Below are 25,480 nucleotides of genomic sequence, written 5' to 3' on the forward strand. Positions count from 1 at the left end.
AATGGCAGAGAGCCTGTTTCAGATCGACCCAGAGATTTTATCATCCATTCATGAATTTGACTGGGCGATTCGATCACTTGCAATGGGTGAGTATCATGGGATCAAACGGAGCAGACGGCTGGGTACAGGCATGGAATTCAGTCAGTACAGACCCTACAGTCAGGGAGATGACCTGCGGCAGCTTGACTGGAAAATGTATGCACGTTCAGATAAATTTTATATCAAGCAGTCCGAGGTAGAAACCAACATAGACGTCACGTTCATGATCGACACTTCTCGATCAATGAATTACGAGGAAAATGGCTGGTCAAAACTAGACGCTGCTAAAATGCTATGTGGTGTTCTGGCTTACGTCGCACTTCAAAACGGAGACTGGATCAGTCTGGCCGATGGAGTAAATATGAAATCAGGGAATGATAAAAAACATTGGAATCGCTTCTTGTTGAGCTTGCAAAACCTGACAGAGACTGTTCAGTTTCAGCAGCCATTCATCGAGCAACGCAAGTCCAAAGAATTGTTTGTATTCATAACGGACATGTATGACGAGGAAGAGGAGATGATGCAATTCATTCGATCATTGAAATCGTCGAGAAATGAGGTCATCATATTCCATCTTATGGGGGCCAGGGAAGAATCACTCGATTTCGGAAATGCTGTGAAGTTGAAAGATCTGGAAACCGGTGTAGCTACTCAATTGAACCCGCAAGTATTAAAGGATACCTATCAAAAGCGGGTGAAGAGTTGGAAGAAGGAATTGGCAGATGAATTTCTGTCCGCAGGTATCGACTATCATTCGATTGATTTTACGGTTCCGATTGCATTACTGATCAATGCATTCATCCATCGAAGAAAAAGTTTATTGTAATGTCATTTTTAACTCCATTTTTTCTGATTGGTCTGGGTGCCCTGCTGGTACCCATCATCATTCACATGTGGAGTAAGGATGCTAAGGAATCTGTGGCCTTTGGTAGCCTTCGTTTTTTAAGAGAAACAGAGACGAGAACCACGCGTTCCATTATGCCTAGTCAATGGTTACTGCTTGTTTTGAGGCTCCTGATATTGACCTTGATTGTTTTCCTACTTGCAGACATGCAGCTCGCATCAGATCAGGGTAAAGCATCACGAATGTATCTGGTAGATCAGTCTTACAAAGACAGTGAACTTGTTCAGCAGTTGATGGATACGGTGGAAGAGGGAGTGGAAGTACGATGGCTAGCAAATGACTTTCCTCACATTGTTGATCAACCCTCAAGTGCGTCAAATACAGATTATTGGAATTTGTTGAGCAATCTCCCAACGGCGAGTGCTGAATGCCTGATTGTTATTTCCCCGCTGCATCAAAGAGCTTTTGTCGGTAAGCGAAAGAATTTGTCCTCGATTTGCCAATGGATCAAGCCTCCAGATAAAGTGAAGACCAATCAACTGGCCGCATTGTCGAAGAGTTCGAATTCATATGCCTTGACAGCTTCATACGATGAATGGTCTACAGACTATGAATTAGTCAATGCAAACGGAGGGGAGCCGATTGAAATATCCTACTATTTGCAGGTGGACGAACCATACAGGAAACTCGGGCAAGTCTTTCGGGCAGCTTTAGCTGCTATTCAGAACGTATCCATGGTTACCGTGAAGCGTGTAGAATCAATGGAGCAAGCTGACTGGGTCATTTGGCTTTCCGATGTTCCTGTAGCGACTCCAGAACGCATCATTGTGGTGGATAATCGCGTATTCGGGATGAAACAGTTGGGCAAGTATTTACGAGTCAATGGAAGCCTTTCAAGTGAAGAGGCGATTCAAATGGAGCTTCCTCGTAAACTACTGAATGTCTTTGTAGACAACCATTTTGCTGGAGAAATTGATGAACGATTAACCATGGATTTAAAGGCGTTTGCGTATAAGAAGGATGAAGCTGGAACCTTGAATGAGACTGAAGATGCCTCTTCCTTTTTGTGGATAGTATTGATCACTATCCTTTTGCTAGAGCGATGGCTGAGTTTTAAATCAAGTGCTGCTTCAGTATGATTAACTCAGCACTACATATCATTCAAAAGCGTTGGAAAATACGAATTTTCCTGAAGTGCCTTGCCTGGACTTTACTTATTGTGGGACTTGTTGTGTTGATGAACATGCTTGGTGAAATTCAGTGGTATTGGATAGCGGGATTGAGCACTTTATTCATTCTCTTCATTGTACTCGAATTGCGACGACTTCCGTCACAGGAGGATCTGATAAGCCTGGTCAATAAGCAATACGATCCTGCAGAATACAGTACTGATCTTCTTTTTCAAACACCAACGGGAGAGCTTCAATCACTGCAACAGGCGCGAGTCAATGCAGCATTGGCGCAGCAACTGCCTACGTTTCAGTACCCGGTTTATTGGAGGGATTTGCTAATGGTTGGTGCATTGCTCATTGTTAGCTTAACGGGATACACACTGCTAAGTGGTTTTACTGGAGTTGAAGGCAATGATTCATTTGTCGACACAAAAACAACTGCGAATGGAGGTGTTGTTCCTTCATCGGATTCCACCTTTCTGTCCAGCTTTCGTCTTTACTCTTCTCCTCCGGCATACACGGGTATGCGAACTAAAAAGCATCAGTCGTTTGATCTATCCGTTCCGGAGCAATCGGCGATTAGTTGGGAATTAAAATTTAATGGTGAACCTCAAGCGGTATGGTTGCGCTTCAGTAGCGGAGATAGTTTGGTCGCTTCGTTAAATAAGGGAACGCATAAAGTCCGAATCAAAACCCTAAAGAGCAGTTTATATACCCTCAACTACATGGATAAGGATGGTCAGCTGATTTCTTCACCCTACTATGAGCTCAATGTGATACCGGATGAAAAACCGGAAATTGTTGTGACTGGCATCCCTCCATTCCAACGATTGGATTATCGCAAAAATCTCAGGATCGATTTGAACGTGTCAATTTCAGATGACTATGGGTTGACAAGTGGATACATTGTAGCAACCATCACCAAAGGCTCCGGTGAATCGGTAAAATTCAGGGAACAGAAGATTTCATTTCCTCGAAGAGTACAAGGTAGAAAGATTGTGTATCCGGTTTCATTCGATTTGGATGAGCTGGACATGGAGCCGGGGAATGAGCTGTATTTCTATGTTACGGCCTTCGACAACAAACAACCAACCAATCAGCAAGCCAGAACGGATACCTACTTCATCATTTTAACCGATACAACTGAAGTGGAGTTTTCCTTGCAAGGGGCCCTAGGTGTAGACTTGATGCCTGATTTTTTCAGGAGTCAGTTGCAGATCATCATTGACACCAAGAAACTCATTGAAGAAAAAAAACAACTGTCAGCTCATGATTTTAATTCTAAGAGTAACGCCCTTGGATACGATCAAAAACAACTGCGCTTGAAGTATGGACAGTTCATAGGCGAGGAAGAAGACAGTGGGTTGGAGGTGGCCGAAGAACCTGTGGAGCCTGGTGCAGGAGAAGATGTGCTCACTGAATTTGGTCACGATACCGATGCAGAAAACGAAGAAGGCCAGTGGATGGATCGTGGCACAGAAGCTGACGATCATGATCACGAGCATGAAGACGCAGCAGAAGAAAATAGTCTTCTTGAACAATTCATGCACAACCACGAGGATGAAGAAACCGCTACTTTTTATACACAATCCCTTAAGTCTAAGCTGCGAGCAGCGCTCAATGAAATGTGGGATGCAGAATTGTATCTCCGTTTGTATGAACCTCACAAGTCATTGCCCTATCAGATGAAGGCACATGAGCTGTTGAAAGAAATCAGGAATCATGCACGTATCTATGTTCAGCGCATCGGATTCGATCCGCCTCCGGTAAATGTGGATGAGAGTCGCTTGACAGGTAAGCTGAAGAAACTTAACCAAAACCCATTTGAAGATGTGATAGAATCAGAAATGAGCTATCCATCCATTCGCAAAGCCATCCAGTGGATAGATGAGGTAAGATTCAAGACGATTGTGTGGGACGCTAATGCCAAAGCCGTAATGCAAGCGGCAGGAGATGAACTTGCCGGGTTGGCGGTGGAAAACCCCGGAAAATACCTTACCGCACTGAATCAATTGAAAACACTCCTCGGCAAGGAACAGCTGGACGAGACAGACACCAATGGCTTGACGAAGCTGAAAAACGTAATGGAAGCCGCAATCCCACAAGAGAACACCTTACCGCTCGGTAATGATCGAGCAGAGGATGCGTATACAGAGGCATTCATCGAGTCACTCACAAACAGCGGCAGCCGATGATGTACGAGAACGTTCCAGAATGGTGGATACTTTTAATTGGTGTGGCATTGCTTTCGTTACTCATTTTCTGGGACGTTCAATCACTTGGAAAGAGACGAAGGGTGTGGCGCTTGTCCGCCAACGCACTCATTGTTGTTTGCTTTTTGGGATTGTATCTGAAACCCTATGTTGAAGCCAGAGCCGATCGCATCAAGATAGCGTTACACACAGCATCTGAGTTCCCCATTGAGGCCGATAGTCTTCTAAAAAGGGGATTCGAAATCATAGATTTTGACACGTACTTAAAATTCAAATCTACACGGGTGATTGAGGAAATGATCGTGTTAGGGGATGGACTAGAAACCTGGGAGCTGAGTCAGGTGGCACACACGTTTGAATATTTGGAGTCAAAACGGAGAAAGGAAGGACCGCTGGAAGTCAGTACGAATGAAGCTGTAACGAATACGCGCACACCAATCACTTTTCGAATTGCGGCAAATGATCCAATGGATATCCACTTGTCCGGGACAGGTATAGGACGTTCGATGAAACCACTCAATACCGATAGCGAAACGGTCACTTTCGATGTAAATCCTCAGGTGGCCGGCAATCTGACGTATGAACTCATTGGTGTGCGGGAAATAGACACCTTATTTAAAGAAATCGTACCAATGAAGGTGCGCGAACGAACGGGATTTAGTACGCTGATACTGACCAGTGCACCCTCTTTTGAAATTCGATTTTTGAAGAATCTTCTGAAAGAGGAAGGCTACGGTGTAGCGGAAAGACTGCAAGTGTCTAAAGAAACCTTTCGTGAGTCCTTTTCCAATTTGAATAACCGATCGTTGAAGCGATTATCCAGGTCGCTATTGCAGGACTTTAAGGTCCTGGTATTGGACAAAGAAAGTTACGATGAGCTATCGTACAGTGAGAGGCAGAACCTTAATGCCGCACTGAAAAAGGGGACTTTGGGCATTATCTGGCTGGATGATGCCTCCAATGCCTGGTTGAGAACACGAACGACTGCAACACAAACACTTACCTTAAAAACTAACCAGCAATCGGTTGAACTTGATAAATCTATTTCATCCATCGGATACGATCAGCAGGTTAAGGTTCAAGGAAATGTTATTGGGCATGTGCATACGGAAGGATTGGGCAAAGTGCTATTGCCTTTGCTGGATGCCACATATCAGCTACAGCTAAAAGGCCATGATCAGCTGTACAGGGAATTGTGGAATGCCTTGCTTCAGCCCATAGTAGGAGCGGAGATGGTGGAGGTGGACATAAGCATTCCTAACTTCCCCAGAGCTGATGAACCAACAACGTTTGCTTTTCGGACTGAGGGAGAAGAACAGGTTTACCTGGATTTCACGCGGTTAGCGATCAAAGAAAAATGGCATCAACCAGGAGTGTTTACGAGCATGGGCTGGCCGACAGGGCGAGGGTGGAGTGAACTCAAGGTAGGAGAGCAGACGCATACCTTCTTCGTGTATGGCTCAGCAGACTGGCAAGCACAAAAGGCGCAGCAAAAGCGTGAGCAAACGACAGTTTTTGTGAGTCAGAACAGTGATTCTGAAGTTCAAGTAATTAAAATTCAGCAGCCTGTTTCGAAATGGATCTTCTTCTCAGTGCTTGTGCTGGCGTTTGGATTTTTGTGGATTGAGGGGAGGCTGGGATAGAGCTTATGCTTCAGTTTTAAAGAGTAGTACATGTAGAAAATTGCATTGCTGAGAGTTATTATTCATAATATTCATATGAATAATACTTAAACCTAGAAAAGCCACTGTTGAAGGGGTAAAGCTCTCTGAGTTCTCGTATTGCGAGATTATTATTTTCATCATAGGTCTTAATAATTTCTTTTAAATGTGTTTCTACAGGTTCTAATCCTGGATAACCAAAAACATCTGTCCGTACATTCAATCCATTCTCAAAGGAATGTTGTTCGTACCAAAATGGCGTACTGTCTCTGGAGAACTTAGTTTCTCTTACTAAGTTTCCAGAATCGTTGTATTTGTTTAGAATATAATATTCCAGCTCATCAGAATCTTTTTCATACTTCTCAATTATTGATAATACATCATTTTCATATTTGAAAAGGGAGTAATCAGATGAACTTAATTGAGGGTATTCTCGGTGTTCTTTTTCCTTTTTACCATCATTTGAATACGCGTATGTGTAATTGATCAAACTGATAAAACCAGAAGGCGAATTATTATTTGCGCTAAAGTGCTGAATTCCTTCTAATTGTCCTTGAGAATTATATGTGTACAAATCGTAGTTAAACAACTTTACAATTTCCTCACCTTCATACGTTGAAAGCGAAACTTTGCTAATTCTACCTTCTTCATCATACACATATTCACTAACACTGCTACTTGATGCGGTAGTACTTACTCGTGTAATGATTCGTTTAAGTTTTCCACTATGTATGCCATTCTCCAAAGAGTCATCTTCCTGGCAACTTGAACCTAAAATTGCAATGGCAATGAAAACAGGAAGGAAGAGTTTTGATGGTTTCATTGGATTGATTCTTCAGTTGTCAATGAGAGGATTGCTATTGATTTTTACTCTTTCAGACTTATACGTAATGTCCTGATATGATGCTTTGACTTTTTGCCTTGTACTAAGGTAGCCGATTTGAGGATTAGTTTCAAGCATTAGGTATTCATTAGAATTCATACAAAAGTGACCGTATTTGCAGGCTAGAACGAGGGGGTGTAATCAGAAGAACTGCTGCTAATCTTCTGTTGATAGCAGCTCAGCTACTTGTATTTTCAAGCCATTGGCTATTTTCATTAGGGTAAGTAAACGTGGATTTGTCTGGCCTTTCTCAATCTTATACAATTGAGTTCTACCAACCTCACAAAATATTGCAAAAGCTTTTTGCTCAAAGCCTTTAGCTTCCCTTAAGCGTTTGATTTTCAAGCCTAAAGCGGTCAAATATTTTTGTTCTGTGTTCACTATTGCGAATATGGAGTTTTCTTTCATTACATTTGTTCGCTATAACGAACAAATAGAAATGGATAATTGCAATGACTTACTCAAGAGGATAGGAATTCAGGTAAAAAAGATAAGAACGTTGAGGCATTTAACTGTTAATCAACTTTCTGAAATGAGTGCTGTTGATGAGGGTTTAATCGTTCAACTAGAATGTGGAGAGCTTGACTGTGATTTGGTGACCTTGTTTCACATCGCAGATACACTCGGGGTAAAAGTCAAAGACTTAATGACTTTTTGATTTTAGAACAGAGCTAGGAAGCAAAAAGCATCTCTAATTTAGTTGGTTGAGATATGATCTTGACTTCTTTTAGCTGAATTGATAGGTGCAGGTTAGGAACCAGCGTCTACTCACGACATCAAATAGCACTCCTTATCAGAAGTATTATCGATCTTTCACGTTTAAAATTTATCAGCCATGGACATGGTATTGAGCATGATATGCGCAAAGATTAAGGGCCACAAGTTCCTGCCCGTTACTACATAGACGATACCAAAGACCAGCCCGATTAAGCCGGTAGTCATGGAACGCTCGGATAAATCGTACGAATGACGAAACCCGAATATGGCAGCCTGCATCAATACTGCCAATACAGCAGAAAAAGGCACTTTTGAGAACAAGGACTGGAACCGATTGAGTGAGAACCCCCGATCCTGCAACTCCTCCAGGAATGACTCAATCCACACGGCAGTAAGGATGGAAACAATAGCAATAACAGTGCTTTGTGCCTTACTCATGTTTGCACTTGCTGCTGATTCGCCGCTACTTGGGAACATATCTGCCAAGAAAATTTGGAAAAGCATTATGGAAAGAACCGTACCGGCAAGCGTTACTGCCACGATAATGAAAAGCCTTTGATAGTTTTTGGGTTTCGTCAAGCCAAGATCTTTCCAGGACTGCTTTCTATAGTACAGCAGCGCAGTGGCCAGACCTACCGTGGAGATTGATTTGAATAATCCATTGCCCCAAAAACCGAGGCTATCGAAATAGATTGTTCGCACGAAAAACATGAGGCCGAGAAAAAGAAGAAGGTCGATCAGTGCCGCGAATGGACTTACCTGATTTGTAGTTGGATTAGGTGTATTCCTCAAGGTTCAATTCTTTAAAGTGATCTTTGGAATTATTAGTCTAGCTAGATGCAGATTTATTACAATGGTTACATTTTTTGATTCTAAATCACACTTAGGGTGTAACCTTTTACTGGCACTCAAGTACTTCTATAAAACAAACTCAAGATGAAAAAAATCACATTACTGTTGCTCGTTGCTTGCATCTCATTTTACGGATTTGGACAAGACACCGAAAAGGAATCCAAAAAAGCAGGTCTGAAAAAGATCACAAACAATTCCCAGTTCTCCATATTCTCGGAGCTCGCTGAATTGGAAGAACTCGTTGAGCTATCAGCTTTGTCGGAGCTGTCTGAACTGTCTGAATTAGCGGAGCTTTCGGAGCTGTCTGAATTGGCGGAGCTGTCTGAATTGGCGGAACTGTCTGAACTTTCGGAATTGTCTGAGCTCTCCGAGCTTACCGAGCTATCTGTCTTAGCAACGGAAGCTGTGATTGTAGACCTTTCGAATTTACAGATTGAATTGAGTACGGAAATGATGGAGCTATTCGAAGACTTAGAGGATTATTCCACCTACGATGTAGATATAGACCTGGATGTTGATTTTGATCAAATAAATAAAAAGGTAAAAGAAGCCGTAAAGAAAGCAAAAGATGATAACGAGTAAGATTTAACCATCAAGGCATATCGCTTAGCTATGCCTTGATGGTATTTAGTTTAAAAAGAATTCATCATTCTTTCGTGGCTACCCAGACCGCTAAAAAAGCTCGATCAACAGCAAGGGTGGTTCCATAGAGTTTTCCATCTCTATAGTAGAACGAGCTGTTGTAATTGCCGCTATTGTCACCGGACATCAAAGCCCCATAGATTGTATCTGTTTGTGTGTTGATATGCCCGTTTTTGAGTTTCACACCTTGCCTGTAAAACGTTCCTTTCAGTTTGTTGTCCTTTACACTCGTGATCTCCATCATAGCGAAATTGTCATCTGTCGTGTTTTGCGGACTCATGTCGAGTTTCCAGGTTCCAATTAGTACGTCTGTTGATGTTTGTGCTTGAACGTCAATGCTGACAAATAGCAAAGTGATTGTCATTAAAATAATTGCTTTCATAATCGTTTTGAGTTTTAAAAATTATGAAGCAATGCTCATTCATGAGGATGTTAAAAACGTCCCAATTATCGAATTGAAACCTATTTAAGTGCTTGTTCTGGTCTCAATTTGGGAATTGACACCTTAGATTTTCCGTTTAAGCTCGCTTGGTGCAATGCCCAAATGCTTTTTTACCGCGCGATTAAAAGAAGATTTTGAGTTGAATCCAGCATCATATGCAAGTGAAAGGAGGGTGTATTTGTTATTCACAGGATCTTTGATCAATTGCTCTATTTCTTTCACCCGATATTCGTTTATGTAATCAGTGAACGACCTATGCAGTATTTCATTGAGCGTTTTGGTAAGCAGGTAAGCTTTGATTTCTAGCTGCTCTGAGAGTGTGGTCAAAGTCAGCTCCGCATCTTTATAAGGCTTCTCCTCATGCATCAATTTTTGCAACTGTTCGGCCAACTTCTCCAGTTGCGTTCGTTCTGGATCAGATAGTTTTTTTCGCACCTTTAAAACACGCTGATCACTTCGAATAATGCTTGATATACCAAACCAATAAATCAGGATGGCCATTCCAATAAAAAAGGGATAGAAGTAGAAGCGAGTAAAGTAATAGTAATCTGTGCTGACAGTCGTTACATAAATGACCAGGTCCAGAATCAGAATCAAAAGCACCACCGCGTAATAAGTACCAAATGATTTCACCAGATTCTTTACCCATTTAAAATTCTTTTGATCCACCTCATTCGAATCAAGCTGTCTTAAAAGCCGCATGGATCGGTAGGAGAAATAAATAATCAGTAGGCTTGCTATGATCGGAACTGTTGAATAGTTACGCCAGTAGGCGTATCCGTAGTATCCAAGCCAAGAGAGACTTTCCCTGGTACCGTCCCAAAAGAAGTTTTGAGAGCGAACATAAATACTGCAAATAATCTGAATGACAATGGGAGTAATTACCCAACGATCCTTTTTCTCAAATCGGTAGAAAGGTTTCGCCTGTGCTTTTACATAAAGAAACAATAAAGGGCCATATGCCCAACTAAGATCCAGTGTCAAATGATACCAGGTGTCGTAGTAGCCAATCCCGAAAAGCCTTAATACCTGATTTAACAGCCCATAGGAAAGCGTAATTAGGAGTAGGGCTTTATATCTGTTTGCAACCCAACCTTGGTTGGATTTACGCCAGAGAATTATCGCAAAGGCAACTCCTTGAGTAAGACCAATACAAAGTATAATGGCTAAAACACTGGTCAGTGAATCCATGCTTGTAAATATGCATGGAAAGGTTGATTTGAGCCAAAACAACCAATTCTTTTATCTTGGATTAAGATTACTTACTATCAGCTTTTCTTTCCAGGGAATACAAGCGGATGTGTTCGGAAAGGTGGGGCAGATCGGCGTAGCCTTGCTGAACAAAGCCTAATTTTTCCAGTAAGCGACATGAACCGGTGTTTTCCTCATTGGTAATGGCGTGTATTTTGGATTGATCATAGACATTGAATGCATGATTAACCATGGCCTTTGCCCCCTCAGCAGCATACCCATTGCCTTCAAATTGTGGTAGAAGAGCATATCCGACATCCATTCCTACTACACCCTCTCGGTTATGTAGACTGCACGTGCCTACCGATGCACCGGATGCTTTTTCGATCATTACATGGTTCACAAACCCTTTGACTTTTAGATCAGGATGCATGCGGTCTTGCATGTATTGGATCGCATCCGCCTCAGATTGAATCTTTCTATCGCCAATGTGCTGATGCCATTTGGACGTATTCATGAGCTGGTATAAGAAAGACGCATCTTCTTCTTGAATAATTCTCAGGTATAATCTCTCGGTTTGAATCATGGGTTGTGATGATAATATTCGAATCCTTCTTACCGCTTCCTTACAAAATGATTTTGGATCAGCTGACCGAAGTATACTTTAGACGCTACAAGATCAAATGCCAGCTCCTTGGGAAATTCAGAAAAAAGCGAAGGCCCACCTCCTAGAACGATGGGGAAGGTGGTGATGATCATTTCATCAATCAGATCTTCGGTAAGAAAACTTTGAATGGTGTGCCCACCATCAATGTAGAGCCTAAGGTGTCCTTGCGCATGTATCTGTTGTAATACTTCTCTCAACGTGCCTTTGACGAGGAAAGCTTTCCCCTCATGGCTTTTGGGCATTTCCTTCAGCGAATTGCTCAATACAAAAACTGGCTTTTGATACGGCCACTCTACATCAAATCCAAGCACCGTTTCAAAGGTATTTCTTCCCATTATCAGTGCATCGATATCATTGGTGAACGCATAGTAGCCCATTTCTTCCCCTTCCGGAATTGAGATGGAATCGAGCCAGGCGATTCCATCGTTTCTATCTGCTATCCTGCCATCCAGGCTTGTTGCGATGTAGACACTGTTTTTCTTTTCCATGATTTATGCTTTTGAGATTATTACTTTTTGGCCGATCAAATCATCCGCCTTTAGGCAACCTACCAGATACCGAGCGACACTCAAGCGATTGATGGTCAACGATGGTTTCGGCTGATTACCGTAGGTTTCCCGAATGTGTTGCTTCCTTTTTGAATTGGTTAAGCCGACCGGACGCACGATCGTCCAATCCATTTTAGAGCCTTCAAGCAGCTTTTCTTGTCTTTCGTGATCCGAATAAGCTACTCCAATGTTGCTATGGTCAATAAACCATCGAAACCAGCCTGGAAGATATTTTTTGGTTTCTGCGACTCCCCAGGCGGAGCATATGACGATTCGTTTTATGCTGTTTGCCTCTGCAACTAGCATCAGCTGACTCATTACCGTAGAAAGGTACTCCCGTGGTGTTCTCAGACTTGACCAAGGAAAGTCGGAAGTTCGGGAAATGTTCAATACACTGATGATCGAATCGCATGAATGAATGGCTTTTTTCAGGTCATCTGCGTTACTGGGATCTCCTTCAAATACAGTCAGTTCTTCCCTTTTCTCTATACGCTCAGGTTTGCGTGCAAGACAATGCACATGATATCCAGAACTGAGTGCATCGTCCAGCACCTGTTTTCCTGTTCTTCCTGTAGCGCCAAGTAGGAGTAGTTTCACTCACTAAAATTACGCAATTGACGGGTTAGAAATGAACGAAAAAGACCCCATTACAAATCACTTGCAACAGGGTCAGCAACGAACTTAAACCAATGTGTAATTCACTATTTTTCGAGTCGTGCGATTACAGCTTGTGCTACTAGCGCAGAGGAGGTAGGATCTTGTCCGGTGATGATCTTGTCATCCACTTCCAAATATCCATCCCACCCCTCCGTGGAGTAGTTGAATGTGCCTCCGTTCTTTTGTATTTGTTCTTCTATGGAGAAGGGAAACTCTTGAAAATAAGCAGCTTCTTTATTCTCAAAGAGATCTGGAAACCCATTGATGTTCTTCCCGGCAACCAAAAATGTACCATCCCCTTTGACGATGTTGGCAATGCCAGCAGTGCCGTGGCATACCGCTGAAACAATCCCCTCCTCCCGAGCATAAATGTCAACCGCTATTTTTTGAATGAGCTCATTGGAAGGAACCCCGAACATCGCACTACCGCCACCAGCGTAAAAAATGGCCGCATAGCTTTCAGGGGTTACCTCTGTGGGCTGTTTTGTGAATTCCAACTTATCCATGAACTCACCATCATAGAGGTATTTTTTCAGCAAGGTGTCGGAGTATATGTATCCAATGGGAACGGCACCACCTTCCGGACTGATGAAATCAACCGAATAGCCTGCCTGGTCAAATACATCATACGCGAATACAATCTCTGCAAAATGATTGGCAGTATTGATGTCAGAGGCTCCATAGTAATGTGCGTTGGAAACAACAAATAGAATTTTCTTTTCAGACTGCTCTGCTGAATCTACAGAACAGGCGCAAACCAATGCGGGAAGGAAAAGGAGATGCAGGTATGATTTCATGACTTTTTTGAAGCAAGGATAGCATTCCAGATATTGCAGGGCGCTTCGCTTTATAAGTCAGGAATACGGATTTATAAATCAAGACTCGTGTGATTCCTTGAATTTTGCAGGAGTGGTGCCGGCTATTTTTTTAAATGCCGTGTAGAACGTGGATTTAGAATTGAACCCACATTCATATCCTATGGATTCAAGCTTGAGGTGTGAGTCACTCTTGATTAATTTTTTTGCTTCTGTGATTCGATATTCGTTGATGAAGATGGTGAAATTCTTATTCAGGTTATCGTTGATAAACTGAGACAGGTAGTGGGGAAGGATGTTGAGTTTTTTGGCTACCTCGGACATCTTAAGGTTCGCATCTTTGAAAAGCCGCTCATTTTCCATCAACTCGTTTAGTCGCCGTTGAAGTTGTTGAGCTTCAGCCTCATCTATCTTCTTATTTCCATACTTGACATGTTTGTTCAGAAATCCTGGGTCTTTTTTACGAGTGAAAAACAGCAGGAGAATCAGTAAATAAAAAATAAAAGTGAAGGATAAAGCACCCACAATGTAGGAGGTGTAGTTTACCGTATTATACGCAATCCAAATGAGGGAATTGCCGATGTAGATGCTGACGATCCACACTTCCATGGTAGACAATCGGACGTTTCTTTTGAAAAGATTTTTAAGCGTCTCTCTTAATAGAAATCCTGAAAAGATCAAGTAGATGAGCCACACGAAATAGATGGTGTGAAAAAGGTAATACCAGAGGTCATCATGCCACGGAAATAAGACATCAATTGTCGAAATAATAATCAGAAGTGGGAGGTAGTGGATTTTCCAATTTAAAGTTTTGTCCGGTTGCATGATGGACTTTAAATAGAAATAGAGGGATGGACCAATGAATAGACATGCAGACATGCCAAATTGTAAGAAGCCTCCCCACATATGATCACTGAAGTATAAAAAAACCGATTTGCCAATGCGGATACTCAATGCCAGGAGTAGGACTCCAAGGAAATAATTCGAGCGGTGCTTAGGCTTAGCAAAAAAGAGAAAGTACAGTCCAATGACTAGCCCGTTAAAGGCGCCCAACGCGCTGAAAAAGAATAATATTTCGCGACTAAACTCCATTAATTAGTCTAGTTTGTCATTGATACTTAGTAGGCAACACTCTGGCTTTCGTCGCTTGCTCAAATGCGTACGCAACTTTTAGTAGCTCGGCCTCTTGGTAAGGTCGACTGATAAAGGTGAGTCCCATCGGGCGTCCGTTTTCCCGATAGCCCATGGGTATAGTTAGGCACGGGTAGTTAGCAGCTGCCGCATGCCCTGCATTCCAGTTGTTGATTGAGAGTACAAAATCCAACTCATTAGGAGTGATGGCTGCTTCAAAGAAGTCTTTTCCTGCTTTTCGTAAGCGAATGCGCAAAGAGTCGAGACCTTCATCGCTGTAATTTGCCTCAAGGATTCGTGCAAAACGTCCTTGCCCGTACGGGATACGAACGGTAGAGTCATCAGCATTGTAAGCTACAATTTCCTCAATGGACCTGGGACGGATCTCTGCCGGTGCATAGGAATTGAGGTAGTCTGGGAGGTCACGGCGCATGTCTGCGCTTAGCAGTTCGCCAAAACCTTCAAAATCCATTTCCACTGGTTCGAATTCAATCGCAATGCCACCCAAAGCAATGATCTGATCAACATTCGCTTGATAAAGAGAGTCTTCCATGAAGCTCTTGTTTACTCCAAATCGAATACCCTCCAATGTACCATTTGTCACTTCTTCCCAATAAGCTTTACCTGAGCGATTACCTTTAGTTGCTGGATCATCCATGTCTTCACCCGTCATGGCAGATAGAAAGATGGCGTTATCAATGACGCTTTTGGTCATGGGACCAGGAGTATCCAGTGTGCTGGAAAGTGGCACAATCCCATTTCTGCTGAGAAGACCTGTTGTTGGTTTCAACCCGACCAAAGAACTAGCACTTGAGGGGGAGAGGATGGAGCCAGAAGTCTCTGTGCCTACAGCCACAGCTGCATAGTTTGCGGCAATAGCTGATCCACTACCGGAACTTGACCCTCCGGTATCATGCACTTTACGTCCATAGGGATTTAGCGTTTGACCACCTACAGCACTGTACCCATTTGGACAGCCCAGACATAAAAAGTTGGCCCACTCACTCAGCGTTGTTTTGCCCAGAATGATACCACCTTTGTCTTGTATGCGATTCACAATGAAAGCATCTGCGGCCACATTTTGCTGAAGAAGGTGGGTGCCAGCAGTGGTTGGAAGTCGCTCGAAGTTGATGTTGTCCTTGAGGAGCACTGGTATTCCATAGAGTGGGTGGTCACTTTCCGACTTATTTCGATCACATTGACGTGCGGTTTCTACCGCATCCGGGTTGATGGAAATGATATTGTTGAGGTAGCTTGTAGAATCATTTTCGTACTTAGCTATTCGGTAGAGGTACCACTGGGTTAACTGCTCATAGGTGAGTGCGCCAGACTGGATGTGAGACTGTAGCGTAGGAATGCCCTGATCCAAGATTAAAGAAGACAACGATTGATAATCTTCAGCTGAAAAGTAAGCAATCTGATCTGCCACATTTTTCCAAATCTTGTTTTTATCTGTAATACGTGATTGAATTAGCTTATATCGCATGCGCTGCGATTCATGCGCACTGTTTGCTTCTATCTCTGATGACTGATCATACGGTACCCAAGGTTTGATAACCGTCTCAGGTTCGCTGGTACATGAGGCTAATATCAATAGAAGAATGAATGGAAATGGACTTTTTTTCATGACTTTACTTTTAAACATAACTACTTGAGACCTTCCTGATCCAATAAGTACATCATTGCGCTCATACTGGCTGCTCCGAGCTCTAATTCTCGTTGATCCACGGCTTCAAACACATCAGCGGGAGTATGATGATAGATGAAATATTTTTGTGTGCTGGGTCTCAATCCGATCAGTAATGTGCCTTGCGATCGAAGCGGGCCAATGTCTGCTCCTCCTCCGTTTTGCTCAAAATCCCACACACGATAAGGTAGGAAGTAGTCCCTCCATTGTTTGATTTTAGCTTTTTGCTCATCAGTGCCAGAGGAGGAAAAACCCAATGGCTGAAACCCTCCAGAATCAGACTCCAATGCCGCAATGTGGTTTTCACCTTTTTCTTTGGCTACTCGTGCATACTCTGTGCCACCACGAAGACCATTTTCCTCATTCATCCACATCACCGCTCTTAGGGTTCTTTTTGGGGAAATATTCAACGCCTTGAAAAGTCGCACAGCTTCGATGGCTTGCATACAGCCACTGCCGTCATCGTGCGCACCTTCTCCTACATCCCAGGAGTCCAGGTGACCACCCACAGCGATGATTTCATCGGGAAACTCGGAACCTCGAAGCTCCCCAATTACATTGTAAGAAAGGATGTCTGGCAGTTGTTGGCAATGCGTTTCTATGTAGACATTTAGTTTTTGTTCTTTTAGCACTTCACTCAATCTGTCAGCATCATTGGTGCTGATTGCGACAGCTGGTATTTGATTGATGAGTGCTTTGTACCTCAATGATCCAGTATGAGGGATGTCATCCTGACGGTTAGTCACCGAGCGTATAATGATCGCCTTAGCTCCATATTTAGCGGCTTCAGATGCTCCTGATGATCGTTGCACCACAGCGCCACCATATGCACCAAAGGTATTGATGATGGTGGGATCCATTTGCCCGTTATAGAATACGATCTTTCCTTCAACTTTTTTGCCCAGCTGGTTTACCTCATCGATACCACTTACTTCAATCACATCGGCGAGTACACCCGCTGTTCCTGTGCCTACGGAATTACCAAGTGCCAGCGCATTCATCTCGAATGTGCCATGCTTCTCAGAATTGATTGCACGCACCACCTCTTTTTTTCCTCGTACCCAGTGTGGTACCATGACCGGTTGCAGGTATACAGTATCAAATCCGTAAGATTCCATCAACTGCTTGGTGTATTCTACTGCCGCAGCTGCTTCAGGAGAGCCGGATAGCCGATTGCCAATCTCTTTGCACAGTACACGAAGATCTTCGTAAACCCGACCATTGGTCAAAGCTTCATCATAGATCTGTTTGATCTTATCCGTGTGATCCTGCGCAAATGTTACCGATGGAACTAAGAAAAATAGAATTAGAATTCGCTTCATGCTAAGAGGTTTTAGCGTGAATTTAATTCAAATGGAATTCTCTTAGCTATTCAAGTGCTTTTGTCCGATTTTCTTCATGCCTTGAGGGATTCCTTCAATCTGTCTTGGGCAATCTTTATCAATAAGATTCAACGCAATTATATGAAATTAAGTAAGCCTGGCATTACTCGATGACCTCCATCATACCAGTGCAATTCCGGAGTTCTACCTAAAGCCTTTTTCACTACTTCATTTTGTTGAGGTATCATTTCGTCTTTAAAGTAAATATCCTGTTTACTGGTATAGTAATGGACACCTTCTTCACCTGTAAGGTATTTCCAGTCTTCAGGTTGTGTATCGGGAGGGAAGGTGCCAGCCCAAATGATCATTTGACCGAAAGGAATTTTAGCATGAGCAGCATAGCGACCCATGGTAGCGGTACCTTGAGAGAATCCGAAATAAACCAGCTTCTTTCCTGAAATATCCCCAACAGTATTTAAAACCTCATCGATGTATGAATACTGATTTTCTATTTCAGTCAGACGATCTTCTTTGGTCATCCAGGAAGCACCGACACGCCCATAAACGCCCTCCAGGTAATACTTAGAAAGACCTTGAGGGGCAATAATGAAGTTTTTCTTGGGATCGAGATCTTTAAACTTCCGAATAAAATACTCTGCTAACTGTCCGTACCCATGGAAAACCAACCAAACCCTTTCGGTTTCTTCAGTCAAATCGTTGAGTGTGTAATAAGAGGTTTTGATTGAAATTTCGAGATGGTGTTGCATGGGTTTCTTATACTTGCTTAACTAAGCTGTGAAGCAATGAAAAATCTTTGTTTTATTTTAATGCTCGTCTCTTTTTGTGCTGCTGGTCAGCGCATGGGTTTGAAGGCAGGAGTAAATTTAGGCAAGCAAAAAATCATATCACAAGGGGTAACAATTAATTCAGAATCAAGTGTTCTCTACATGGGAGGATTTTTCATCAGCGATAAGATCTCTGATGAACTTTCACTAGGAGGAGAGCTTGTCTATAGTGTCGATGGCGGCAAATACAACTTTACCGGGCTAGGTTTTGGAGGTGTCATTACCCAGCGGTACCATTACCTATCCATTCCGGTTCTTCTTAAATACCATGCTTCAGAATATTTCAACATCAATGCTGGACTACAAGCAGGGTATCTGTTTAAGGCGGAGGAAGAGAGCCTTGGAACGACCGGAGACTTTACATCAGATGCCAGAAAAATCAATGTAAGTGTGGTTTTTGGCGCGGAAGCCAACCTCAGAGCATTCGATCTGGGCTTTCGTTATATCCTCGGACTGTCCAATATCAATGATACACCTGACCCTCTTGAAGTAAAACTATCAACCATTCAAATATATTTAGGACAAACGTTCTGAATTGATCACAACTAACCAATCAAAAATTCGCTTATGAAAAAGTTTATCTACCTAATCTGTTTATTGGTCCTGACCAGTCTCTCTTATTCGCAAAAATCTGGATTTAAGGGAGGATTGAATATTGGAAATGAAAAAGCAACACAAGGTGGTATTTCTGGTACCGCAGATCCTAAGCTGTCATTTATGCTAGGCGTTTATACGGAAATAGAGCTGAGTGATCAGTTGTTTCTGGGTCCCGAGTTGATATACAGTGTTGATGGCGGTCAAATAGGTATTTCAGGAACTACCGTGAGAGACAATTTCAGTTACTTGTCGGTTCCGTTTTTGCTAAAGTACTACGCCAATGAGCGATTCAATATTCATGCTGGCCCACAGTTGGGTTTTTTACTCTCTGCGAAAGTTAAAGGGAATGGGGGATCAGCGGATATCTCTTCGTCTTTAAAGAAAACAAATTTCAGTCTTGCATTCGGAGTAGAAGGCGACCTGGGAAATGTAAACTTGGGGGCAAGAATGATTCTTGGTTTGAGCAATATTGCCAATGATCCCAATGCATTTGGTGATGTAGAGTATACATTAAACACCATCCAACTCTATTTCGGCATTCCATTTTAGGTAGTACCGCAAAGAAGAAGAAAGGCTTGAATTTTCGTTCAGGCCTTTTTTATTACCCTGCTACCGCTTGCATCATAAGTCCACATAAGTAAGCACCATATGTACCTAGCACATATCCCAGCACAGCCATCAATACACCTACTGGTGCAAGTGAGGGGTGGTACTCCGAAGCAATAACGGGAGCTGAAGCCGCTCCTCCAACGTTAGCTGTACTGCCAATTGCGATAAAAAAGTACGGTGCCTTGATGAGCTTTGCCACAAGGGCTAGTAAGAGAACATGGAAGAGAATCCATGTGATTCCCAAAAAGAAATAACCAGGATTTGAAAAGATGGCTAAGATGTCCATGTTCATACCAATGGTTGCCACTAATATGTAAATAAAGGCTCGACCAATGCGCGAAGCTCCAACACCTTCCAGCTCTCTCGCTTTTGTGAAGGACAGAATAACTCCTAACGTAGTAGCTATGACCACAATCCAGAAAAATCCGGAAGTAAGACTGTATTGTTGCAGGCTGGGAAACTGCTTGAGATAAGGCACAATCAGATCTGAGCAAAAATGAGCGAAACCTGTGCAGACAAAACCAATCATAAGAACTTTCATTAAGTCTGTGAGATCTGGAATTCTTGTGACGCTTGCTTGGTAATTCTCCATTTTCTTTTTCAATGCGTCGATGGCAGATGAATCAGCCTTCAGTTTTCTATCAATAAACTTGCTGACAGCTACTCCGGCAATCAAAATACCCAGCCATGAAGTACCTACAATGATGTCTACAGTGATCATTGTCGAGAACAGTTCATCACTCACCTCAAATACTTCTTTCATGGTGGCTTGGTTTGCACCACCACCAATCCACGATCCGGCAATAGTCGTCATGCCACGCCAAACTTCATTGGGAGCTACGCCACCGACCAAATCAGGCGCTATCCATGAAAATAGGATGATCGTAAGAGGCCCACCTATCATGATTCCTACCGTTCCAGTAAAGAACATGATTAGGGCTTTGGATCCCAGTTTAGCAATTTCTTTTAAGTCCACACTGACAGTCAATAACACCAAACTAGCTGGTAGTAGGTACCTTGAAGAGACAAAATAGAGGTTGGAGTTGGAAGGGTCAATCAATCCAAAAGCCTTCATGAGTGAAGGAAGAAAATAGCACACAAGTAAGGCGGGCACATAGGTATAAAACTTTTTCCAGAATGGATGATCCAATGATGAAGTATAAAAAACTGCTCCAAGCATGAGCATAAGTATTCCGAAAATTACGGCATCATTTGTGATGAGTGCTTGATTCATAGTTAAGTGAATTAGGTTCAAGAATAAGCATTATACTTGAGCATATCCATCTTTATTATATTTTTGAAAAAAAAACACAATTGGTGTAAGGTAGGAGACGAAAAAACCAACCCTTGGAACCTTGAATGTTTTAGATGATTTGCTCAACGAATACTACCTGATTTTAGCTGCATGATGAATAGACAAAGAAAACGCTTAAAGAGAAAAGTTAAATGAGGATTGTATGGCTGATCTGTCTTGTATTGACAGTTAACGTAGGGGTGGCACAAACGACATATGTGGGAGTGAAAGCAGGGGGACATGTTTCAAATGCATTTATAGAGCACACCATCTTTAATCTCAACCTTAATTCTACTTTTCTGCCGGGCATCAATGGTGGAGCTTTCGTAAGATATGTGCCTAAGCCGGGCAAGACCGTCCTTAACTCGGGGATTCAATTGGGTGTCAATTATGTCCAAAAAGGGTGGAAGCAAACATTTTTAACAAACGAGCCTAGCTATACTGCTCGCATGAACTACCTCGAAATTCCCCTTGAAGGATTCGGGTATTTTGGTGGACAAAATAAATATTTCATTTCTGCTGGATTCTACATGGAAGTGCTGATGAGCGTAGATAAAGATGCTGAACCCGATGAAACCAATACAGGTGGGGCAGATTTCTATACGTATGATGAAAGCCGTGATCGTGACCTTGGATATGGAGCTAGACTTGGAGGCGGGGTTTTCAGAGATTTAGCTATCGGCACTTTTCAGGTAGAGGGATTCTTTAGCTATAGTTTCAGTAACTTTATTAACCCTGGTGACTTGACCACTGAAACTCCGGATCTTTCCAATCATTGGATGGTGGGGTTCACCGTCGGGTATATGATTGCCATAGGAGGAAATAAAGATGAATAGCCTTAGCTCACTTAAATACATGAACGTGCTTATTTTACCAGCACTGGCATGGATTAGTTTTAACACAACCGGCTGGCTTACCTATCTACCACTTTTCGAGTCCTTTCTTCTAATCCCGCTAATGGAATTGGCGTTTAAGCCCAATGCTGAAAACCTCACTCCTGGAAAAGAAGACCAATCAAAAGATGCTGCTATCTATGACTTGCAACTCTATGTCATGGTGCCGATTCAAATAGCATTACTGGTCACTTTTCTATTCTCAATGCAGGAAGCCGGCCTAACCCTGGTCGATAAGATTGGCCGCATTACTTCAATGGGTCTGATGTGCGGTGTCATAGGAATCAATGTAGCACATGAGCTGGGACACCGAAAAACTCGGTATGAACAATTCATGGCAAAATGCCTATTGCTCACCTCGCTGTATATGCATTTCTTCATAGAGCACAACCGTGGGCATCATAAAAATGTAAGTACCAAGGAAGATCCATCATCCGCCAGGTATGGAGAGATTTTATATACTTTTTGGGTGAGGTCGGTGGTTTTTGCCTATCTGTCCGCGTGGAGTCTTGAAGCAAAAAGGCTGAGAAAAAAAGGGAAACCTGCATTTTCGTTCCGCAATGAAATGCTGCAATTTCAGATCATCCAGGTACTGTTTACCGTTGCTGTCGGATTATTGTTCGGATGGATAGTGATGGGTTACTTCATTTTGGCAGCAGTGATGGGATTTTTACTGCTTGAGACCGTAAACTACATCGAGCATTATGGTCTTGAGCGAGATAAGAAAGGGGACGTGTATGAACGAGTAATGCCGCATCATTCATGGAACTCCGATCACAAACTGGGACGAATTATTTTGTTTGAATTATCAAGGCATTCTGATCATCACTACATAGCCAGTAGAAAATATCAAATACTCAGACACATCGAAGAAAGTCCGCAGATGCCTACAGGGTATCCAGGCATGATGATTTTAGCGATTATTCCCCCTTTGTGGTTTTCAATCATGAATCCACGCATTAGAAAGATAAAGAAGGAAAGCCTAGCTCAAGCCGCTTAGAGGCTTAGCCAATAGTTGATTTTAAAAACAATCGCTCGATTACGTGTTTGAAAGCCATCTGTGATGTAATTATCTGTGTAAACCAGAAAGATGTCAGATACCGGCTTAAATCTCCATTGAAATCGCGAGTTATGACCAAGATTCTCTGTCTGAGAATTGTATTGTACAAAAGTGGTAAAGAAGAGGTTATTGCTCAATGTCAAATCAAACCTTGGTCCAATCAAATACAAATCGACATTTTCGAAAGGATCTGGCAATGAGATGCGGTTGAATTCCCCATTTAGCTGGATTTGCATGATCGGTGGAAGTCTGAACGTTAACCCTAATTCGGCATTGAATCTCTTTACATTGAAGAAACCTCCATTTCTAACCGAAGCTCTTACTACGAAGTTTTTTCTTCTATCGGAACGATAAAAGATGCGATAACTCGTCCAGCTATGTTCCGTATTCTCAGCGAGTTCATTGTCCCCAGAGCGTGATGGATCAAAAGACGAAGTGAGTGAAACAAAATTCCAATTTCCTCCTATCTCTAGGTAAGAGGTATTGAGAAACGAAAATCGATACTCTAAACTCGCATCATTATCCAATCTGTCCCAGTCATTGGTTAATACACCGCCAAAATTAATCCTTGGTCCGTGGCGCTGAAGCTGATTTCCTTCTCGAGTAAAGAAATTGTACTCTGTTCCAGTACCGTAATTTGTTACACCAGTCCTTGGTACGAACCCCACTTCTGCATTGTGATTTTCGCCAACTCGCTGGAAATTTGCTCGCACACTGAATTCTGGCTTGCGATAACGTAAGAAAGCCCCGGTTGCATATTTTTTGTCAGCACTTACATTTGGATCTACTGACCTGTGGTAGAAAATATCACCTTCCCAGCTGTTATCAACTGTGGCAAGGTTATAATCCAATCCAAACACATAGTTGTATTCGCTTAGCGTAATCAATGTGTCTTCTGCGGCAATTGGATTACCAAATTCATCCTGCAATTCCCCTGTATTTATCAAGGTTGTCGTGTCGTATGCTACAGCGGAGTTGCCTAAATTATTCCTACCAACGAATATGGCGCTGAGCCTGGACCGATTGAAAATTTGCCGTTCAAGGACTGCTACTGCATAGTTTTGAGCTGGAGATATTTCAGCAGCGGTAGCGTCTTCATTAGTAACCATGTTCAAGGCACCAATGCGCCATTTACTACCTATCTTCCCACTCAATCGAGCTCCTGCTACAATGGGAACATTTCGGCGTGTATCACCAGAACCTTGGATTCCTATTCTTCTGGAAAAGAAAGGCCTGGATCGTCCAAATCCACCCTCAGCAAACAAATCTTGATTTTCGAGAAAGAATTGTCTTCGTTCTGGAAAGAAAATCTCAAAGCGTTGAAGATTAGTGACCTGCTGGTCGACCTCCACTTGCGAAAAGTCCGGATTGAAGGTCAAGTCTAAGTTGAGAGAACTAGACACCGCAACTTTCGCATCAAACCCTGCTTCAAAATCAGATTGGGTAGATTCATTTTCTTCATGGTTTTTGCCAGCACTCGCAGCGACGTAAGGGATCACTGTCACATTCGATCCTGCAGATTTTGGCGGAATATCCCAGTTGAGCTGACCCGAAAAAGTCATATTACTCGGCCGGTACCCTTGGGGTACTTGAACCCAGGCACTTTGTACGTTACTCTTCAGATTATTTCTAAGAACCTGAATATTCCATTGTGCCACGTTATTGTATCTGATGGTTTTAAATGGAATTGAAATCTCCGTTGACCAAAAATCCGCCCCTTGATGCACTTGACTATACCATTTGTTGTCCCAATCATCTCGTACTTGCCCACCTAGCAAGACAAGTCCTTCACGTTGAACATTGTTAGGCGTTACCTGAAATGTGAATCCATTGGTCTTATCATTATACGGGTCAATATAAACAGCTACATTATCGTTGGACCCCCAATTGAAATCTCTTCTAAGCGTAGTGGAGATGTAATTGCCGTCGCTGTAATCATAGCATACAATTCCGATTATGATGGCCTTGTCGGTATAAGTAACCATGAATTGGGTGCTGTCTTTTGCTAGCGTATTGTCCGTGGGAAAAGTTTCAACAAACCCTCCACCGCGAGGTAACTTAGACCAGATAGCCTCGTCTAGCTTTCCATCTATAATGATTGATTCATCAGCACGCGACACCTCATAAATGACCTTATCAGGTGCATTTTGAGCGTTACTTGTAAACCATAAAATAGATAGAACGAAAAGTAATTTACTCCTCGTCATTGCTATCCATAGGGATTAGATGCTGGTCGGCTATGGACCTTAGGAAACTTTTGTTTGAATTGATGCTCGGATCTTTATAAATATATGCAGAAAGATCAGCGATTACCCCTGGTTTGTATCCAAGATTCAATGCCAACTTTTCACAAAATTTAATTTCATTCGAATGAACCTTACCATCTGCCTTCATCATTCGGATGATGTTAAACAGGTAATTGAATTTTTCATCTGCCGGCAGACCTTTCAGTTTAGGAATAGGAAGTGGATTGTTAACAATCTCAGCAGTTTTTTCCTCAGAAACACCAAGTCCATCAGCAATGAACATGATCAATCTGAATTCTTCTTCAGCAACTACATTGTCGGCCTTAGATAAGTGAGCGAGTATACTTATTTGTTCTTCATGCGATAACATGACGGAAATTTAGTTTAAAAACATCAATAGCTGGAAGGTCTTTTACAAGTGGTTGTAAAAAGATAACAAAATTTTCACTCAAC

Annotated in this window: 26 protein-coding genes; 10 read left to right on the forward strand and 16 right to left on the reverse strand. The window is 42.4% G+C overall.

Annotated elements, in window-relative coordinates:
- Nucleotide 1: 1 nt before the first annotated feature.
- The 4 genes from ABJF57_RS18220 to ABJF57_RS18235 are packed head-to-tail and all read left to right on the forward strand — an operon-like array spanning nt 2 to nt 5,911.
- Nucleotides 2–865: a DUF58 domain-containing protein gene (locus ABJF57_RS18220; protein ID WP_462232771.1), complete on the forward strand. Its 864-nt coding sequence runs from the start codon at nt 2–4 to the stop codon at nt 863–865.
- Nucleotides 865–2,022 (forward strand): BatA domain-containing protein, encoded by a 1,158-nt coding sequence (locus ABJF57_RS18225; protein WP_462232772.1) that lies wholly within the window; start codon nt 865–867, stop codon nt 2,020–2,022. The genes ABJF57_RS18220 and ABJF57_RS18225 overlap by 1 nt, the downstream gene beginning before the upstream one ends.
- Entirely contained in the window at nt 2,019–4,250 is a 2,232-nt protein-coding gene (locus tag ABJF57_RS18230; protein ID WP_462232773.1) for a hypothetical protein, read from the forward strand. The genes ABJF57_RS18225 and ABJF57_RS18230 overlap by 4 nt, the downstream gene beginning before the upstream one ends.
- Nucleotides 4,247–5,911 carry a hypothetical protein gene (locus ABJF57_RS18235; protein WP_462232774.1) on the forward strand — a complete coding sequence of 555 codons (1,665 nt, stop codon included), beginning with the start codon at nt 4,247–4,249 and terminating at the stop codon, nt 5,909–5,911. The genes ABJF57_RS18230 and ABJF57_RS18235 overlap by 4 nt, the downstream gene beginning before the upstream one ends.
- A 58-nt stretch (nt 5,912–5,969) precedes the next feature.
- Here ABJF57_RS18235 and ABJF57_RS18240 read toward each other — a convergent pair whose 3' ends face one another.
- Nucleotides 5,970–6,752, reverse strand: a complete 783-nt coding sequence (locus tag ABJF57_RS18240; protein ID WP_462232775.1) for a hypothetical protein — start codon at nt 6,750–6,752, stop codon at nt 5,970–5,972.
- A gap of 216 nt (nt 6,753–6,968) precedes the next feature.
- A complete protein-coding gene (locus ABJF57_RS18245) occupies nt 6,969–7,220 on the reverse strand; it encodes a helix-turn-helix domain-containing protein (RefSeq protein WP_462232776.1) in 252 nt (83 codons plus the stop codon).
- A 31-nt stretch (nt 7,221–7,251) separates the two neighbouring features.
- On the opposite strand from ABJF57_RS18245, the gene ABJF57_RS18250 reads away from it, so the two are divergent.
- A complete protein-coding gene (locus ABJF57_RS18250) occupies nt 7,252–7,470 on the forward strand; it encodes a helix-turn-helix domain-containing protein (RefSeq protein ID WP_462232777.1) in 219 nt (72 codons plus the stop codon).
- A 161-nt stretch (nt 7,471–7,631) separates the two neighbouring features.
- Here ABJF57_RS18250 and ABJF57_RS18255 read toward each other — a convergent pair whose 3' ends face one another.
- Nucleotides 7,632–8,321, reverse strand: coding sequence for a CPBP family intramembrane glutamic endopeptidase (locus ABJF57_RS18255; protein ID WP_462232778.1), 690 nt, complete (start codon nt 8,319–8,321; stop codon nt 7,632–7,634).
- A 144-nt stretch (nt 8,322–8,465) separates the two neighbouring features.
- Here ABJF57_RS18255 and ABJF57_RS18260 point away from each other — a divergent pair, with 144 nt between their 5' ends.
- The gene (locus ABJF57_RS18260) at nt 8,466–8,963 is read left to right on the forward strand and encodes a hypothetical protein (protein ID WP_462232779.1); all 498 of its coding nucleotides are present in this window, start codon (nt 8,466–8,468) and stop codon (nt 8,961–8,963) included.
- A 64-nt stretch (nt 8,964–9,027) separates the two neighbouring features.
- On the opposite strand, the gene ABJF57_RS18265 is transcribed toward ABJF57_RS18260, so the two are convergent.
- From ABJF57_RS18265 to ABJF57_RS18310, 10 genes are all read right to left on the reverse strand, one after another.
- Nucleotides 9,028–9,405: a hypothetical protein gene (locus ABJF57_RS18265; RefSeq protein ID WP_462232780.1), complete on the reverse strand. Its 378-nt coding sequence runs from the start codon at nt 9,403–9,405 to the stop codon at nt 9,028–9,030.
- 123 nt (nt 9,406–9,528) lie between these two features.
- Nucleotides 9,529–10,656: a helix-turn-helix domain-containing protein gene (locus ABJF57_RS18270; RefSeq protein ID WP_462232781.1), complete on the reverse strand. Its 1,128-nt coding sequence runs from the start codon at nt 10,654–10,656 to the stop codon at nt 9,529–9,531.
- Between the two features lie 67 nt (nt 10,657–10,723).
- Complete coding sequence (locus ABJF57_RS18275) at nt 10,724–11,242, reverse strand: GNAT family N-acetyltransferase (RefSeq protein WP_462232782.1); 519 nt, start codon at nt 11,240–11,242, stop codon at nt 10,724–10,726.
- 29 nt (nt 11,243–11,271) lie between these two features.
- Nucleotides 11,272–11,811 carry a dihydrofolate reductase family protein gene (locus ABJF57_RS18280; RefSeq protein ID WP_462232783.1) on the reverse strand — a complete coding sequence of 180 codons (540 nt, stop codon included), beginning with the start codon at nt 11,809–11,811 and terminating at the stop codon, nt 11,272–11,274.
- A gap of 3 nt (nt 11,812–11,814) precedes the next feature.
- Nucleotides 11,815–12,468, reverse strand: coding sequence for an NAD(P)-dependent oxidoreductase (locus tag ABJF57_RS18285; protein WP_462232784.1), 654 nt, complete (start codon nt 12,466–12,468; stop codon nt 11,815–11,817).
- Nucleotides 12,469–12,572: 104 nt separating this feature from the next.
- Nucleotides 12,573–13,325, reverse strand: a complete 753-nt coding sequence (locus tag ABJF57_RS18290; protein WP_462232785.1) for a type 1 glutamine amidotransferase domain-containing protein — start codon at nt 13,323–13,325, stop codon at nt 12,573–12,575.
- Between the two features lie 78 nt (nt 13,326–13,403).
- Entirely contained in the window at nt 13,404–14,435 is a 1,032-nt protein-coding gene (locus ABJF57_RS18295) for a helix-turn-helix domain-containing protein (RefSeq protein ID WP_462232786.1), read from the reverse strand.
- 16 nt (nt 14,436–14,451) lie between these two features.
- The gene (locus ABJF57_RS18300) at nt 14,452–16,101 is read right to left on the reverse strand and encodes an amidase family protein (protein ID WP_462232787.1); all 1,650 of its coding nucleotides are present in this window, start codon (nt 16,099–16,101) and stop codon (nt 14,452–14,454) included.
- Nucleotides 16,102–16,121: 20 nt separating this feature from the next.
- The gene (locus ABJF57_RS18305) at nt 16,122–17,483 is read right to left on the reverse strand and encodes a M28 family peptidase (RefSeq protein ID WP_462232788.1); all 1,362 of its coding nucleotides are present in this window, start codon (nt 17,481–17,483) and stop codon (nt 16,122–16,124) included.
- Between the two features lie 137 nt (nt 17,484–17,620).
- Nucleotides 17,621–18,250: an alpha/beta hydrolase gene (locus ABJF57_RS18310; protein ID WP_462232789.1), complete on the reverse strand. Its 630-nt coding sequence runs from the start codon at nt 18,248–18,250 to the stop codon at nt 17,621–17,623.
- 36 nt (nt 18,251–18,286) lie between these two features.
- Between ABJF57_RS18310 and ABJF57_RS18315 the strand changes: the two genes are divergently transcribed.
- Both ABJF57_RS18315 and ABJF57_RS18320 read left to right on the forward strand, forming a co-directional pair.
- Complete coding sequence (locus tag ABJF57_RS18315) at nt 18,287–18,862, forward strand: porin family protein (protein ID WP_462232790.1); 576 nt, start codon at nt 18,287–18,289, stop codon at nt 18,860–18,862.
- A 33-nt stretch (nt 18,863–18,895) separates the two neighbouring features.
- Nucleotides 18,896–19,474, forward strand: coding sequence for a porin family protein (locus ABJF57_RS18320; RefSeq protein ID WP_462232791.1), 579 nt, complete (start codon nt 18,896–18,898; stop codon nt 19,472–19,474).
- Nucleotides 19,475–19,526: 52 nt separating this feature from the next.
- Here the strand turns inward: ABJF57_RS18320 and ABJF57_RS18325 are convergent, their stop codons facing one another.
- Nucleotides 19,527–20,768: a DUF819 family protein gene (locus ABJF57_RS18325; protein WP_462232792.1), complete on the reverse strand. Its 1,242-nt coding sequence runs from the start codon at nt 20,766–20,768 to the stop codon at nt 19,527–19,529.
- A 212-nt stretch (nt 20,769–20,980) separates the two neighbouring features.
- Here ABJF57_RS18325 and ABJF57_RS18330 point away from each other — a divergent pair, with 212 nt between their 5' ends.
- Together ABJF57_RS18330 and ABJF57_RS18335 are read left to right on the forward strand one after the other, a co-directional pair.
- Nucleotides 20,981–21,664 (forward strand): outer membrane beta-barrel protein, encoded by a 684-nt coding sequence (locus ABJF57_RS18330; protein WP_462232793.1) that lies wholly within the window; start codon nt 20,981–20,983, stop codon nt 21,662–21,664.
- A 19-nt stretch (nt 21,665–21,683) separates the two neighbouring features.
- Nucleotides 21,684–22,721, forward strand: a complete 1,038-nt coding sequence (locus tag ABJF57_RS18335; RefSeq protein ID WP_462260601.1) for an alkane 1-monooxygenase — start codon at nt 21,684–21,686, stop codon at nt 22,719–22,721.
- Here ABJF57_RS18335 and ABJF57_RS18340 read toward each other — a convergent pair.
- Together ABJF57_RS18340 and ABJF57_RS18345 are read right to left on the reverse strand one after the other, a co-directional pair.
- Nucleotides 22,718–24,988 carry a DUF5916 domain-containing protein gene (locus ABJF57_RS18340; RefSeq protein ID WP_462232795.1) on the reverse strand — a complete coding sequence of 757 codons (2,271 nt, stop codon included), beginning with the start codon at nt 24,986–24,988 and terminating at the stop codon, nt 22,718–22,720. The two genes, ABJF57_RS18335 and ABJF57_RS18340, sit on opposite strands and share 4 nt — an antisense overlap.
- Nucleotides 24,975–25,397 (reverse strand): tellurite resistance TerB family protein, encoded by a 423-nt coding sequence (locus ABJF57_RS18345; RefSeq protein WP_462232796.1) that lies wholly within the window; start codon nt 25,395–25,397, stop codon nt 24,975–24,977. Before ABJF57_RS18345 ends, ABJF57_RS18340 begins: the two co-directional genes overlap by 14 nt.
- Between the last annotated feature and the right edge of the window lie 83 nt (nt 25,398–25,480).

Origin of the sequence: Ekhidna sp., from assembly GCF_039940915.1 — a bacterium.
In the GTDB taxonomy this organism is placed as follows: Bacteria; Bacteroidota; Bacteroidia; order Cytophagales; family Cyclobacteriaceae; genus Ekhidna.